The following is a 13,640-nucleotide window of genomic DNA, read 5'->3' as shown; positions in this document are numbered from 1 at the left end:
ATATGGATCGGCAACGTCAGTGTAGCGCAAAGTCACCGACGTTGGGGCTGGTGTTCAGTAAATTTGTTACACAATTAAAGTAATTGTAAAAATGCAGGCTGAATACCACAGATAATATCGCTGGCGATGATCGGATGGCCGATTTCTCCGAAATGCTGTTTTTTGGAATGACCATAGATTTGCGGACGATGCCATCCACGCTGTTCGGATTGCGATGCGATCGCTCCCGCAAGACCATGCACGTAGGCACCGGCAGCCACGACTTCGGGAACCAATGCCGGATCCTCGGCAAGCATGTCGTCCTGCTGTGCGAGCAGGGCTCCCAACATGCCGGCGAGCACGTCACCCGATCCTGCGGTAGACATCCATGCCGGTGCACGACCGGAAAGAATCACACGCTCATTGCTTTTGCCATCCGTGCCTACCACCATGGTCACCGCGCCCTTCAGCAATACGGTCGCGCCGGTCAGCTCATGGAGTTTACGGGCGCAGGCAAGCGGCTGTGCCCGTACCTTGTCGACACCGACTTCGTTTTCGTCCAGCCGGGTCAGCATGCGGGCCAGCTCTCCGACGTGCGGGGTGACGACCACCTGAGCCGGCACCTTGTTCGGTAGCAGGTCCAATGCTCCGGCATCCACCACGATTGGCGGCATATCCAATGCGTTTGCATGCTTGGCGTCGTCACCGTCTTCGGAGTCGACCTCTTGAGGCAACGCATAGTGCTTCAGCAGCGCGGCTATGGTTTCGCGCTGGATGTCGGCATCGGCGGCTTCGTCATCACCTGTGGGAACGCCGGAGCCAACCACCCATGATTGTACGCGTCCCTTGCCGATCACAGCTTCAGGCAACGAGGAAAGAACCATATCTTGCGTGCGCTGTGGGCCAAGATAACGTACCATGCCCGTATTGGTGCGCGCCGCGGCAGTGGAAGACAACACGGCCGCACCTGGGTAACGTGCGGAACCTGTCACCAATCCGACTACTCCACGTGAATATTTGCCGTCCGAAAGCTGCGGCAGACGGATTGAATCCGTTACGAAATCACCGTCCGTCATTTCGGTTGCGGGAACGCAATCATCAATATCGAAACCGAAATCGACCAAGGTGAGCCGTCCGCATGCGTATGAGGCGGGCGGCACCATCGCGCACGGCTTCATCGCACCGAACGTTACTGTCGCATCGGCTGGGATATATGGTCCCGGCAGCGAACCGTCATTCACACCAACGCCGGACGGCGTGTCGATCGCCACAACAAGCGGTAGGTCGGAGGAGGGTTCATTGTTCGGCAGGGCGGGCTTGTCGGGAAGTTCGCCGTCGAATCCCAAGGAGGATGCGATGGTGCCTGCGATGCCACGCAATGCGCCGCTTACGCCGATGCCGGCCATCGCGTCGATGATTACATGGGATCCTTGGGCGTATTCGACGGCGGCCTGCAGTCGTTCTCCGGCTTCGCCCGCGGAAAAACCCGTGGCGCATCCGGGTATTTCCGCGGCTGGGTCGAGTGCGAGAACGCGGCCTCCGGCGTGCACAAACGCGCTGAAAGCCTCCTCGTGCAGGGAGCGACCCACGGCGATCGCAGTGACGTGCGCGCCTTCGTTTGCCAATTCCGCGCCGGCATACAGGCCGTCTCCGCCATTGTCTCCCGCGCCTACCAGCAGGGTCACGCGAGCATCCTCGACGGCGAGATCCTCGTCGTCGAGCAGTGTCATGGTCACGTGGGCCGCCGCCGAAGCGGCCATGCGCATCAGAGGCACGCCGTCGTCAAGCAGCGGACGTTCCAGCTCGCGCACGGTATCGGAGTCGTAAGCGCTGTACAGTAGTGTCTGCAAACGGTCGGCGTCATCGGCGATGTCCATAACGTTCCCTTCCTCGTCGTTTATGAGCAACAATCCCTACTGTAGTCGTAATATTGGGAGTCAAGGGTTTTTCGGCGTGGAATGGAGGCTGATATGGCATATATCGAAATGCAGCACAGTTACAAGCGTTACCAAATGGGTTCCACCACCATTACCGCGAATGACGATGTGAACTTCGGCATTGAGAAAGGCGAATTGGCCATTATTCTGGGCGCTTCGGGCGCAGGCAAGTCGACGGTGCTGAACATTCTAGGCGGCATGGACACAAATTCCGAGGGCAGAGTGGTCATCGACGGGCGTGACATTTCCAACTACTCTCCGAAACAGTTGACGGCTTACCGCAGAACGGACATCGGCTTCGTGTTCCAGTTCTACAATCTCGTGGCGAATTTGACCGCGAAGGAAAACGTCGAACTTGCTTCGCAGATTGTTTCCGACGCGCAGGATGCCGTCAAAGTGTTGGAAGATGTTGGTCTTGGCGATCGTGTCGACAATTTTCCCGCGCAGCTTTCCGGCGGCGAACAGCAGCGCGTGGCCATCGCCCGTGCCGTTGCGAAGAATCCGAAGATTCTGCTGTGCGACGAGCCGACTGGCGCGTTGGATTACAACACCGGCAAGCAGGTGCTGCAGATCCTGCAGGATATGAGCCGTAAGAAAGGCGCAACCGTGGTGATCGTGACCCATAATTCAGCAATCGCGCCAATCGCGGATCGTGTGATCCACATGCATGATGGCAAGGTCACCGCCGTCGACGTCAACGAGCATCCGATGGACATAGCGGAACTCGAGTGGTGATGTCGCGACACGCGGTGCGACACTCGATTTGCGAAGACGTGCGAAGCGTGTAATATATGTGACTTGTGCACGGAAGCAATTCCGTACGGGAAGCACATTCCTGCGTAGCTCAGTTGGCAGAGCATCCGACTGTTAATCGGACGGTCACTGGTTCAAGCCCAGTCGCAGGAGCGCAGTTTTAGGAGTTTTCCTGATTTTTTTCAGGAGAAGACTTAAAACGGGAAAAATATTCCTGCGTAGCTCAGTTGGCAGAGCATCCGACTGTTAATCGGACGGTCACTGGTTCAAGCCCAGTCGCAGGAGCCACATGAAAGCCCTTGGAAATCAAGGGCTTTTTTGTTACTCCAACGAATCAAGCACGTCGTCAATCAGCGTGCGCTCGTGCGATCCATCGGCTTTGAGTCGAGGGAAGCGTCGCAAGGCATTGGCGGGACTCGCGCCGGCCGCACGCGCCACATTCGATTTCGATTCGCCATGGGCCAAAGCCGTTTCCGCAAGACGATCCACCAGCGAGTCCGACACCTTGCGAATCTGCTCGGCAACCCACAACTGCGCCAGTTCGGGGGAGAGCGCGTAATCGTCCTGCAATTCGCTTGATGCCTCCTGCACGGCCGCCCACAGCACCATAAAAGGCTTCTGATAGTAGGTGATCCGATCGTAGTCGGACTCGCTTTCCAGCTGCTGCAACGCTTTGCGCTGTGACGTGTTATCGCTCATGCGTTCCATCGTATGCCGCGACACGCCCCGAAGCCTGTGGATAACCCATCCTCCGACCACAGGGCCGTTTCAGCTGGACAATCCAATCACCATACTGTCATGCTGGCAATTCACCGCAGCACAGCGCAACAAAGCAATAAAGCGGCACAGCAACGTAGCAACGCGAAGGAGCCATCATGAACGAACATGAATATCGTCGACGAATTCAACGGAACAGAATCGTCCAAGAGGAAAAGAAACGCATTCGCCAGCAGTTGCGCCAAATCATGGTTGTATGCGCGCTGGCGTGCGTCATGCTGCTCTTGTGCTGCCTATGGTCGGCTGAACCGACATATGCGAAGACGAATTCTGGTAGCGCGTCCGGATCCTGCGTAGCCCTGATGCGATGGCCGTTGAACGGCGCGCAGATAGTTGGCAAGTATGACGCGCCGAAACAACAGTGGCTTCCAGGACATCGGGGCCTTGACCTGCGCGCAGACCCTCAGGAAGCCATTATCGCGCCAGCGGACGGCGTGATCGCCTTCAGTGGCAGCGTGGGAGGCAAAGCCGTGGTCACCATACGGCATGGAGGCAGCCTTTCCGGACTGACCTCGACGTTCGAACCAGCCAAGGCGGAACGCGATGTCGGCGCACATGTTGCGAAAGGGGAGCGTTTCGCGCATGTGGAGGGCGAATCTGACCATTGTAACGATCATTGCCTGCATTGGGGAATCAAATCGGAAGGACGGCAATACACCGATCCGGAAAGCAAAACCCGGACGGTGCGAATCGGATTGAAAGTCCTATGAAACAGGAGTCGACAGAACCATCGGTTTTGTCCATACGTCGTGGCCTCGCCGAAAAAAGTGAAGCTCTCAGGCTATGATGCTGCATGTACGATGATTACGCAGGGGAGAAATGCCATGTACAAGGAATACACGCGGCCTTTGGAACAGCAGATTGACACAGACAAAAATATTTTTTCGGTGCTTGAGGAACGAGCGAACCGTACTCCGAACGATTCCTTGGTCGAATACAAGAATGAGCATGGCAAGTGGGCGTCGTTCAGCGCCACCGAGTTCCGAGACAAGGTCATCGCCATCGCCAAAGGCCTGATCGCCCAGGGCATCATGCCCGGCGACTCGGTGTCCATCATCGCCCACACTTGCTGGCAGTGGACTGCGCTCGACGTGGCGATCATGTCGATCGGCGCTCTCACCGTTCCCGTGTACGAGACGAATTCGCCCGCGCAAGTCAAAATGATCTTCAACGACGCCAACGTCAAAATGGCGTTCGCGGAAGATGACGCGCAGCGCGACAAGATCGAATCCGTCAGGAGCGAATGTTCCGATCTTGGTGACGTCTATGTCATCGGACTTGGTGCGATCGACACGATGATCGAATACGGCCATGCCGTGTCCGACGCCGAATTCCAAGAGCGCGAACATGCAGTCAAAGGCTCGGACCTCGCCACCATCGTGTACACTTCCGGCTCCACAGGAACGCCAAAAGGCATTGAGCTCACCCATTCCAATTTCGTGTTCATTACCTATTCGGGCATCAACTCCATGCCCGACATCGCGATGAAGTCGAACCGTCGTCTGCTGCTGTTCCTTCCGCTGGCACATGTGTTCGCCCGCTACATGCAGTTCTTCTGCTTCGCCGGCAATGTTTCGCTTGGCCTGTCAGGCAACCTGAAGACGATCCTGGCTGATTTCAAGGCGTTCAAGCCGACGTTCATCCTTGCCGTGCCGCGAATCTTCGAAAAGATCTACAATGCGGCGTCGCAGAAGGCCGGAGCCGGCCTCAAAGGACGTATTTTCGCAGGTGCCACGCAGGCGGCGCGCGACTGGTCGCATGCGCAGCAGTCAGGCGAAGGCATTCCGGTCGTCTTGAATCTCAAGCATGCGTTGTACAACAAGCTGGTGTACGCCTCGATCATGGACGTGTTCGGCGGTCATGTGGAATATGCGGTTTCTGGAGGCGCTCCGCTTGATTCATCCATCGCTCATTTCTTCAATGGCGTCGGATTGCCGCTGCTGGAAGGCTACGGCATGACCGAAACCTGCGCTCCGTCAAGCGTCAATCCGACTTCCGGATACAAGATTGGCACCATCGGACTGCCGCTGCAGGGCGTGACCATGGGTGTCGACGATGAAGGCGAATTGTGCATCAAGAGTCCGGCCGTATGCGCTGGCTACCATAACAATCCCGACGTCACCAAGCAGCAAATCGTCGACGGCTGGCTACATACCGGTGATCTTGGTTCCATCGACGATGAAGGCTTCGTCTCCATCGTCGGACGTAAGAAGGACCTCATCATCACCGCCGGCGGCAAGAACGTCTCCCCATGCGAGATGGAAGCGTCGATCATGACGTCGCCCGTGGTGAGCCAATGCGTGATGATCGGCGACCGCAAGCCGTTCATCGCGGCCATCATTTCGTTGGATCTTGGCGAAACGAACGCATGGCTTGCGTCGAAGGGCGCGGAATGCGTAGTATCCCTCGAGGAGGCCTCCCGCAATCCGATCGTGCACGCCGAAGTGGAACGTGCCGTCAACAAAGCCAACGAGCTCGCATCCCGCGCCGAATCGATCCGTAAGTTCGAAATCGTGCCGGACGAATTCACCGAAGAAAACGGCTTGGTCACGCCGAGCATGAAGGCACGCCGTCAGGCGGTGGTCGACCATTACCGCACGCTGATCGACACAGTCATCTACGTTCCAAAGAACAAGTAAGCGCCAATTATCGCAAAAAAGCGTTGACTGCAATATAAAAAGCTGGTTTCCGTCGAATTGTTACGACGGAAACCAGCTTTTTATATTTCTTGTTCGGATTTCGTATGTTTGATGATCCGGATTATCTCGTATCAGCCGGATTACAGTCCTGCGTCGGCAAGCGAGATATATCCCGGTTCGATCAGCGTTTTCTTCAGATTGTTGGCGCTGACCGCAAGCGCCTCTTCTTGGATGGTCGGCACTTTCTTGTCTTTCATGGCTACGGATGAGATGAATGTCAGCTTCGCAAGCTTGCCCGACGTGTTAAGCTGCACGCAGGTCCGTGCAATGTCGGATGCCAAGGTCTTGCGATTTTCCAAAGCGGTCATCCACTGTTTGCCGTTCACGATATTCGGCATGGAGCTGACGTAGGCGCCGTAGCCGGTGATGATCGGCCATTGCGAGTTCTGCTCGTCAAGGGAATCGCTGGTATCTTCCGTATCGGAATCGCCGTCATCGGATTTAGGCGCCTGCGCAGGATCGGGAACGGATTGTTTTTTCAGGTCTTTCTTGCCGGTGATATTGTCCACGATGCCGGAAATGGTGATGGATGGGTTGATGTCGGCCGCCGAACCGGTATAGCCAAGATCGTTGAGCTCTTCGGAAACATAGCCGGCCACATAATCATTGCAGGAGATGATGCCGTCGATACGGGTATGACGCGATGTGTCCTTGTCCATGCCGAGACGTTCGGCGAGTGTGGATTTGATCCGTTCGCTTTTTGCCGCGTCGAACGCCACGGACGCCCAATCGGATTCCGTACTCGACGAGGTCAGCGTGCCGGATGGGGAAACGGCTTTCCCTTCTTTGAAATACGGTCCGAGCACTGACCAAATGCCTTTGAACACGTCTTGCGCGAAAGTCGCGTCCGCTGTGCTGCCGCTTTCATCGGCGGCATCGTAGGGGAGCAGCACTTCGATATGCTTCGGATTGTCGGAGCTGGTTTTGTCGAGTTCAAGTTTGCTGACCAGCTGCTTGGCCTGCAGCTGTCCGACTTGTTCGGCCGTAGTCATCGGTGCGTACACATCCGGAATGAAACCCTGCAGCGTGTTCGACACTAACACGACCTTCATACCCTCGTTTTTAGCGAGCTGCAATGCGGAAACCAAGCGTTCCGCGGATTGGGCGTAATCCTGGGCGTCTTCGTCGGAGGAGTTCCCATTCCATGTGATGGCGTGCGACGCGTAGTCTCCATACTGGCGGTCGGATTCGGTGGTGTCGGCCACCGGCGCTACCACCAGCGTGGTTTTGTCGGAGGAATCCGCATCGTCGCCGGTACTGTTGACGTGGTCCACCACATAATCCTGCACGCTTTGGCTTTGTTTGTCGAGGCTCGACGCCGTTTTGACGGTGATGTTGGAACCTTTGACGTTGTTGTCTTTCAAAGATGAGACTATTTCCGGCACTAGTTTTTCCCATTTGCTCAAAGGCGTCTGCTGGGAGATGGTGATGCCATCAGAAGGGGTGAAGATCACCACGTTGCCGGCATCGACGGTAGTGGCGGTGCCGGCGGAGTCCGCTTCATGCGATTGCGTTTCATTGTCGGACGCGCAGGCGCCCATGGCCGTGATGAGCGAGATCGATGCCAACAGTGCGAACAGATGTTTCGTCACGGTCGTGCGGTGCAGTGTCATGCCGTTTCCTTCATGAAAATCGAATGATGATTCCTATGCTGAGCTCCGATTGTAATATCTGGACGTCAAAAAGGGCTGGATATGCGTGTGAACCATACGTATCCAGCCCTTTGAGTCTGCTGTTGGACGTTCAGCCAAAGGTTATTCGGCTAAGAATCATTCAGCCAGAGCCTTGGCGAGATTTTCGTCCAAAGCGTTCATGAAGCCTTCGGTGTCAAGCCAGGCCTGATCCGGACCAACGAGCATGGCGAGATCTTTGGTCATCTGGCCGCCTTCAACGGTGGACACGATGACTTTCTCCAATGTTTCGGCGAAATGCTTGACTTCCGGAGTGTTATCCAAGTCGGCGCGGTGCTTGAGGCCGCCGGTCCAAGCGAAAATCGATGCGATCGGATTGGTGGAGGTCTTCTCGCCCTTCTGCCAACGGCGGTAGTGGCGGGTCACGGTGCCATGCGCGGCCTCGGCCTCGACGGTCTGTCCGTCAGGGGTCATGAGCACGGAGGTCATGAGGCCGAGAGATCCGAAGCCTTGCGCCACGGAATCGGACTGCACGTCGCCATCATAGTTCTTGCAGGCCCAAATGTAGCCGCCATGCCACTTGAGGGAACTGGCCACCATATCATCGATCAGACGATGCTCATAGGTCAGGCCCGCTGCGGCGTACTTGTCTTTGTATTCGTTTTCGAACACTTCGGCGAACGTATCTTTGAACTGGCCGTCGTAGGCCTTGAGAATCGTGTTCTTGGTGGAAAGATACACCGGATAGCCGCGCATCAGACCATAGTTGAAGCACGCGCGGGCGAAACCACGGATGGAATCGTTCACATTGTACTGCACCTGGGCCACGCCGCCGTCGGCGCCATAGTTGTACACGACATGCTCGATCGGCTCGGAACCATCTTCCGGAGTGAAGGTGACGGTGAGCGTGCCTGCCCCCGGAACCTTGAAATCAGTGGCCTTATACTGGTCGCCGAACGCATGTCGGGCTACCACGATCGGTTTGGTCCAGCCGGGAACCAGACGCGGAACGTTGCTCATCACGATCGGCTCGCGGAAAATGGTTCCGCCGAGAATATTGCGAATGGTGCCATTGGGGGACTTCCACATCTTCTTCAGGCCGAATTCCTTGACACGCGCCTCGTCCGGCGTGATGGTGGCGCACTTCACGCCGACATGCTCACGCTGGATGGCCTTCGCCGCGTCGACGGTCACCTGATCGTCGGTAGCATCGCGGTTTTCGATGCCGAGATCGTAATATTCGAGATCCACGTCGAGGTACGGAAGAATCAGGCGATCCTTGATGTCTTTCCAGATGACGCGGGTCATTTCGTCGCCGTCGAGTTCGACGACCTTGCCTTCGACCTTGATTTTGGCCATGTGTTGTTCTCCTGTCGGGATTGAAGGTGATAAGTTCCTGTCTTATAACGAACGTGTTAACGATACCTGTTAATGTCCAAAAAACGGGGTGGCGGCGGGTGACACGCTCTTGCATACTGTCATTGCTGAGCATTAGCCTTGAAAGCATGTCTCAGGAAATTGAAATCGGTTTGGGCAAGAAGGGTCGTCTGGCGTACTCTCTGGACGACGTTTCCATCGTTCCCTCCCGTCGTACTCGCGATCCGCAGGATGTGTCCACTTCTTGGCAGGTTGACGCCTATGAATTCGATGTGCCGGTCATCGGCGCGCCGATGGATTCGGTGACCAGCCCGGCCACCGCCATCGCCATGGGCAAGATGGGCGCTCTTGGCGTGCTCGACCTCGAAGGTCTGTGGACCCGCTACGACGATCCGCAGCCGTTGCTTGACGAAATCGCCGAGCTGCCGGCTGAAAGCGCGACCGAACGTATTCAGCAGATCTACGCCGAGCCGATCAAGCCGGAGCTCATTGTCGAGCGTCTGCATGAGATTCGTGACGCCGGCGTCACCGTTGCGGGCGCACTGTCTCCGCAGCGCACGCAGGACTATTACTCGACCGTTCTCGAAGCGGGCGTCGACCTGTTCGTCATCCGTGGCACGGTCGTCTCCGCCGAGCATGTCTCCCAGGATCACGAGCCGTTGAACCTGAAGAAGTTTATCTACGATTTGGATGTGCCCGTCATCGTCGGCGGCGCCGCCAATTACACCGCGGCCCTGCATCTGATGCGTACCGGCGCGGCCGGCGTGCTTGTCGGCTTCGGCGGCGGCGCGGTGTCCGCGAACCGCAACACCATTGGTGTCCATGCTCCAATGGCCACCGCCATTGCAGATGTGGCCGAGGCACGTCGCGACTATATGGATGAGTCCGGCGGCCGTTACGTCCAAGTGATCGCCGACGGCGGCATGGGTGACTCCGGCAGCTTCATCAAGGCGTTCGCGCTTGGCGCCGATGCTGTGATGCTTGGGTCCCCGCTGGCTCGTGCCAAGGAAGCTCCGGGCAAGGGCATGCATTGGGGTACCGAAGCCCGACATCAGACACTTCCGCGAGGCTTCCGTACGAACGTCGGCACCGTCGGCACTCTGGAAGACATCATGTTCGGACCCAGCCACAATGCGGACGGCACTACCAATTACATTGGTGCGCTCCGTCGTGCCATGGCAACCACCGGCTATGTCGATCTCAAGAGCTTCCAGCGTTGCCCGGTCACGGTCGCTCCGACCTGCTGAACAAGCTTTTCGGTAAAGCCTGAATAACGGTTTGCTGATCCTGCAGTGTCATGCTGCAGGATCTTTTTTGTTATGCTTTCTCGGCTGAGAAAGTCAGGTTGGAATGATTAAGTTATACATCGCAGATGAAGCGGCAGAGGTGAGATGAATGGCAGTGCGTAGAAGCGGCGATCCCCGACGTTTGGACCCGTTGTCCGGACGATTCACGGACTACATCGTGATCGATACGGAAACGACCGGATTGAGTGTGCGCAAAGGTGCCAAACTCATCGAAATCGGTGCGGTCAAAATTCATAATGATGAGCTGGTTGACGAGTTCGACCAGCTCATCAACCCGTTCGAACATGTTCCTTCAAGAATCACGGGTTTGACTGGCATCAACGATGGCATGCTGCTCGGCAAACCGGACGTACGCGAAGTCATGGATGGGTTCGCGCGTTGGTGTTCGGACACGGCCGTGGTCATGGCACACAATGCTTCCTTCGACATGTCATTCCTCGACAATGCGGTGCAGCTCGCCTATGCTCAGCAGGACGCGCGTTTCTCGCACCATTTCGTCGACACGTTGGATCTCAGCCGCCGGCTGCATCCGGAAAAACGAAGCCACAAGGTTTCCACCCTTATCGTCGACTACCATATTGCCGACATGGAGGAACACCGCGCATTGTCTGACGCCAAGCAGGAATGGATGCTGTACCGTGCCATGCGTGACGAGGCTGAACTGCTCGGCATGCTCTGACAGTCCGACGTCCGACCTAACGTCGTTCGAATACTTCGACCCGGTATTCGCCTGCGGAATAATGGTCGGTGTTGCGATACTCCGTCGTCTTCTGCTTTTTATCGTTGCTTGATCGTGTGAGATAGTAGATGGTCTTGCTTGACAGGTCATCCAAGTCGCGAACCTGTGTCATGTTGCCATGGAGGGGAGCATAACCACCTCTGCTTGACGCGTCATCCTGCTTCAGGAAATGATAATTGTCGCAATCGTGATAGTAGTAATACGAATCAATGTAAGTGAATTCACCATCGGCAACAACAGCGGACGAACTGTCGCATTGTGTGAATTCGCTGGCCTGAGCGGCATGCGGCGTCAAAGCACGTTCATAGATGTAGTTTCCACGGAAAAGGAAGCTGACGGATCCGCCGATAAGCAATGCGAGGCACAGTATCCACGACAGCCATTTACGCAAGGCATGCTGTATCGAACCATTTTCGGACGGATGTTGGGCGGTGGCTATCCTCACGCAAATCAACGCGAGCGACGCGTACAAGAAAGGTATGAACGGAGTCGCATACCGCACGGTGAAAAAGCCCCAAGGCCAGCAGAACCACCAGTGCGGTAATTGCGTTGGACCAGATGGAACCTGCCGCGCCGACATAATCGGTATGGCCTTTGAAAGCGATTCCCAGAATGATGCCGAATGCCGTTGCAAGCAGCACGCGTGTAGTGAACCCTGCATTTTTCTTATGTTTGAGGAACGATAGGACGGCGAACAGGATCGCGGCCACGACGAGTGCGATCCAATCGTATGCGATGTTTGACATTTTGTCGTTATTCCCTTCTCGAAAAACGATGATGCGTTACGTGAGATACCCCCACGTTCATGTCGGACATCAATCTATCCGCTCGTTCTTCGGCGCAACGCCTTGTGGTTATTGCCGTTTTCTATAGTCGTCTATCAGACGGCAGTCATTCCGAGGCATACAGGCTGACGTTCCAGTGTTCCGCAAGTCGCTCCAAGACGTGGTTGTTTTGCGTTTAGGGAGGGCTCGTTTTAATATGGGACGTCGGATAACTGGCTTCGTATCTGAATTTGTCTGGATTTGTTAGGGCCGGAGGAATTGGAGATTAGACATGGCATTAAGCGCCGCGATTATTCTTGCAGCGGGTGAGGGTACCCGCATGCGTTCCAACAAGCCGAAAGTGCTGCACACTTTGGCCGGAAAGACGTTTTTGAACCGTGTGATGGATTCCGTGGCGGCGCTCGACCCTGAAACGTTGGCCGTGGTTGTGCACTACCAGGCGGAACGAGTCGCCGAAGCGGCCCGCTCCTACAATGAGCGTGTCACCATCGTCAACCAGGATGACATTCCTGGCACCGGACGAGCCGTGCAGTGCGCCATGACGCAGTTGAAGGAGCAAGGCGGGCTTGACGGCTCGGTGCTGATCGCAGCTTCAGATATGCCGCTGCTCGATGCCGACACGTTGAACCAGCTGCTTGCCTTCCATGAGCAAAGCGGCAATGGTGCCACCGTGCTCACCACCATTCTTGACGATCCTACCGGCTATGGCCGCATCATCCGCGACAGCGAAGGCAACGTGCTGCGCATTGTGGAACAGAAGGACGCTAACAGCAGCGAACTGGCTGTGCACGAAGTGAACACGTCCGTCTACGTGTTCGACGCCAAACTGCTGGCTGAAGCGATTGCCAACCTCAAATCCAACAATGCTCAAGGCGAGTTCTACCTGACCGATGCTCTCGAAACCGCCAAATCCAACGGTGCCGTCGGCGCATTCGCAGCCCCCGACCCGTTGAGCGTCGAAGGCGTCAACGACCGCGTGCAGCTTGCGGCGCTCGCCAAAGCCCACAACAAGCGCGTCTGCGAGCATTGGATGCGTGAAGGCGTGACCATTCTCGACCCCGAAACCACATGGATCGAAGATGACGTGCGTATCGAACGTGACGCCGTGATCCTTCCCGGCTGCTTCCTCGAAGGCAGCACGGTAATCGGAGAGGGCGCGCAGGTCGGCCCATACACGACGCTTATCAGTGCGGTCATCGATGCCGATGCCCATGTGGAGCGTTCCCGCGTGCAGGAGAGCCACATTGGCCGCGCGGCCAACATCGGCCCATGGACGTACCTGCGCCCGGGCAACGATCTTGGTGAAGAATCCAAGGCCGGCGCCTTCGTGGAAATGAAGAAGGCACACATCGGCAACGGCACTAAAGTGCCGCATCTGAGCTATGTGGGCGACGCCGACTTGGGCGAGCATACCAACATCGGCGGCGGTACCATCACTGCCAACTATGATGGCGTGCACAAGCACCACACCACCATCGGATCGAACGTGCATGTCGGTGCCGGCAACCTGTTCGTGGCTCCTGTCGAAGTCGGCAGCGGCGTCACCACCGGTGCCGGTTCCGTGGTTCGCCACGACGTTCCGGACGATTCCATGGTCTATTCCGAAAACACACAACATGTAGTAGAGGGCTGGAAGCCCGAATGGGAGCGCTGAAT

Annotated in this window: 12 protein-coding genes and 2 tRNA genes; 8 read left to right on the top strand and 6 right to left on the bottom strand. The window is 56.5% G+C overall.

Annotated features, from left to right (window positions below; all coding sequences use genetic code 11):
• Positions 1-74 precede the first annotated feature (74 nt).
• Positions 75-1,856, bottom strand: coding sequence for a bifunctional ADP-dependent NAD(P)H-hydrate dehydratase/NAD(P)H-hydrate epimerase (locus tag WMO36_RS02680; protein WP_099572024.1), 1,782 nt, complete (start codon positions 1,854-1,856; stop codon positions 75-77).
• A 93-nt stretch (positions 1,857-1,949) separates the two neighbouring features.
• Between WMO36_RS02680 and WMO36_RS02675 the strand changes: the two genes are divergently transcribed.
• The 3 genes from WMO36_RS02675 to WMO36_RS02665 all read left to right on the top strand — a co-directional run bounded on the left by WMO36_RS02675 (position 1,950) and on the right by WMO36_RS02665 (position 2,957).
• Positions 1,950-2,651 (top strand): ABC transporter ATP-binding protein, encoded by a 702-nt coding sequence (locus tag WMO36_RS02675; RefSeq protein ID WP_099572025.1) that lies wholly within the window; start codon positions 1,950-1,952, stop codon positions 2,649-2,651.
• A 98-nt stretch (positions 2,652-2,749) separates the two neighbouring features.
• A tRNA-Asn gene (locus tag WMO36_RS02670) sits at positions 2,750-2,822 on the top strand.
• Between the two features lie 59 nt (positions 2,823-2,881).
• Positions 2,882-2,957, top strand: a tRNA-Asn gene (locus WMO36_RS02665).
• 33 nt (positions 2,958-2,990) lie between these two features.
• Here WMO36_RS02665 and WMO36_RS02660 read toward each other — a convergent pair.
• Entirely contained in the window at positions 2,991-3,368 is a 378-nt protein-coding gene (locus WMO36_RS02660) for a transcriptional regulator (protein WP_180753427.1), read from the bottom strand.
• A gap of 176 nt (positions 3,369-3,544) precedes the next feature.
• Between WMO36_RS02660 and WMO36_RS02655 the strand changes: the two genes are divergently transcribed.
• Positions 3,545-4,156: a M23 family metallopeptidase gene (locus WMO36_RS02655; RefSeq protein ID WP_099572027.1), complete on the top strand. Its 612-nt coding sequence runs from the start codon at positions 3,545-3,547 to the stop codon at positions 4,154-4,156.
• Between the two features lie 114 nt (positions 4,157-4,270).
• Positions 4,271-6,085, top strand: coding sequence for an AMP-dependent synthetase/ligase (locus WMO36_RS02650; RefSeq protein ID WP_099572028.1), 1,815 nt, complete (start codon positions 4,271-4,273; stop codon positions 6,083-6,085).
• A gap of 140 nt (positions 6,086-6,225) precedes the next feature.
• Here the strand turns inward: WMO36_RS02650 and WMO36_RS02645 are convergent, their stop codons facing one another.
• Together WMO36_RS02645 and WMO36_RS02640 are read right to left on the bottom strand one after the other, a co-directional pair.
• A complete protein-coding gene (locus WMO36_RS02645) occupies positions 6,226-7,758 on the bottom strand; it encodes a substrate-binding domain-containing protein (protein ID WP_099572029.1) in 1,533 nt (510 codons plus the stop codon).
• Between the two features lie 156 nt (positions 7,759-7,914).
• On the bottom strand, positions 7,915-9,135 hold the full coding sequence (locus tag WMO36_RS02640; RefSeq protein ID WP_099572030.1) for an NADP-dependent isocitrate dehydrogenase: 1,221 nt from the start codon (positions 9,133-9,135) through the stop codon (positions 7,915-7,917).
• 146 nt (positions 9,136-9,281) lie between these two features.
• Here WMO36_RS02640 and WMO36_RS02635 point away from each other — a divergent pair, with 146 nt between their 5' ends.
• Both WMO36_RS02635 and WMO36_RS02630 read left to right on the top strand, forming a co-directional pair.
• A complete protein-coding gene (locus WMO36_RS02635; protein ID WP_349076665.1) occupies positions 9,282-10,400 on the top strand; it encodes a GuaB3 family IMP dehydrogenase-related protein in 1,119 nt (372 codons plus the stop codon).
• Between the two features lie 148 nt (positions 10,401-10,548).
• Positions 10,549-11,139 carry a 3'-5' exonuclease gene (locus WMO36_RS02630; RefSeq protein ID WP_349076663.1) on the top strand — a complete coding sequence of 197 codons (591 nt, stop codon included), beginning with the start codon at positions 10,549-10,551 and terminating at the stop codon, positions 11,137-11,139.
• A gap of 16 nt (positions 11,140-11,155) precedes the next feature.
• Here WMO36_RS02630 and WMO36_RS02625 read toward each other — a convergent pair whose 3' ends face one another.
• Entirely contained in the window at positions 11,156-11,590 is a 435-nt protein-coding gene (locus WMO36_RS02625; RefSeq protein ID WP_349076661.1) for a hypothetical protein, read from the bottom strand.
• Positions 11,583-11,945 carry a hypothetical protein gene (locus WMO36_RS02620; protein WP_271725084.1) on the bottom strand — a complete coding sequence of 121 codons (363 nt, stop codon included), beginning with the start codon at positions 11,943-11,945 and terminating at the stop codon, positions 11,583-11,585. Before WMO36_RS02620 ends, WMO36_RS02625 begins: the two co-directional genes overlap by 8 nt.
• A gap of 310 nt (positions 11,946-12,255) precedes the next feature.
• Here WMO36_RS02620 and glmU point away from each other — a divergent pair, with 310 nt between their 5' ends.
• Positions 12,256-13,638 (top strand): bifunctional UDP-N-acetylglucosamine diphosphorylase/glucosamine-1-phosphate N-acetyltransferase GlmU, encoded by a 1,383-nt coding sequence (glmU, locus tag WMO36_RS02615; protein ID WP_099572034.1) that lies wholly within the window; start codon positions 12,256-12,258, stop codon positions 13,636-13,638.
• The last annotated feature ends 2 nt before the right edge of the window (positions 13,639-13,640 follow it).

The organism is Bifidobacterium hominis, from assembly GCF_040095915.1.
GTDB classification, from domain to species: domain Bacteria; phylum Actinomycetota; class Actinomycetes; order Actinomycetales; family Bifidobacteriaceae; genus Bifidobacterium; species Bifidobacterium hominis.
Note: the sequence above shows the minus strand (reverse complement) of the source record. Positions and strands in the feature narration are given on the sequence as shown.

Excerpts from the sequence above, each read along its gene's own strand:
- WMO36_RS02630 (WP_349076663.1), top strand. The coding sequence starts at position 10,549 with ATGGCAGTGCGTAGAAGCGGCGATCCCCGACGTTTGGACCCGTTGTCC.
- WMO36_RS02660 (WP_180753427.1), bottom strand. The coding sequence starts at position 3,368 with ATGAGCGATAACACGTCACAGCGCAAAGCGTTGCAGCAGCTGGAAAGC.
- WMO36_RS02675 (WP_099572025.1), top strand. The coding sequence starts at position 1,950 with ATGGCATATATCGAAATGCAGCACAGTTACAAGCGTTACCAAATGGGT.
- WMO36_RS02640 (WP_099572030.1), bottom strand. The coding sequence starts at position 9,135 with ATGGCCAAAATCAAGGTCGAAGGCAAGGTCGTCGAACTCGACGGCGAC.
- WMO36_RS02635 (WP_349076665.1), top strand. The coding sequence starts at position 9,282 with ATGTCTCAGGAAATTGAAATCGGTTTGGGCAAGAAGGGTCGTCTGGCG.
- WMO36_RS02650 (WP_099572028.1), top strand. The coding sequence starts at position 4,271 with ATGTACAAGGAATACACGCGGCCTTTGGAACAGCAGATTGACACAGAC.
- WMO36_RS02680 (WP_099572024.1), bottom strand. The coding sequence starts at position 1,856 with ATGGACATCGCCGATGACGCCGACCGTTTGCAGACACTACTGTACAGC.
- glmU (WP_099572034.1), top strand. The coding sequence starts at position 12,256 with ATGGCATTAAGCGCCGCGATTATTCTTGCAGCGGGTGAGGGTACCCGC.
- WMO36_RS02620 (WP_271725084.1), bottom strand. The coding sequence starts at position 11,945 with ATGTCAAACATCGCATACGATTGGATCGCACTCGTCGTGGCCGCGATC.
- WMO36_RS02645 (WP_099572029.1), bottom strand. The coding sequence starts at position 7,758 with ATGACACTGCACCGCACGACCGTGACGAAACATCTGTTCGCACTGTTG.
- WMO36_RS02655 (WP_099572027.1), top strand. The coding sequence starts at position 3,545 with ATGAACGAACATGAATATCGTCGACGAATTCAACGGAACAGAATCGTC.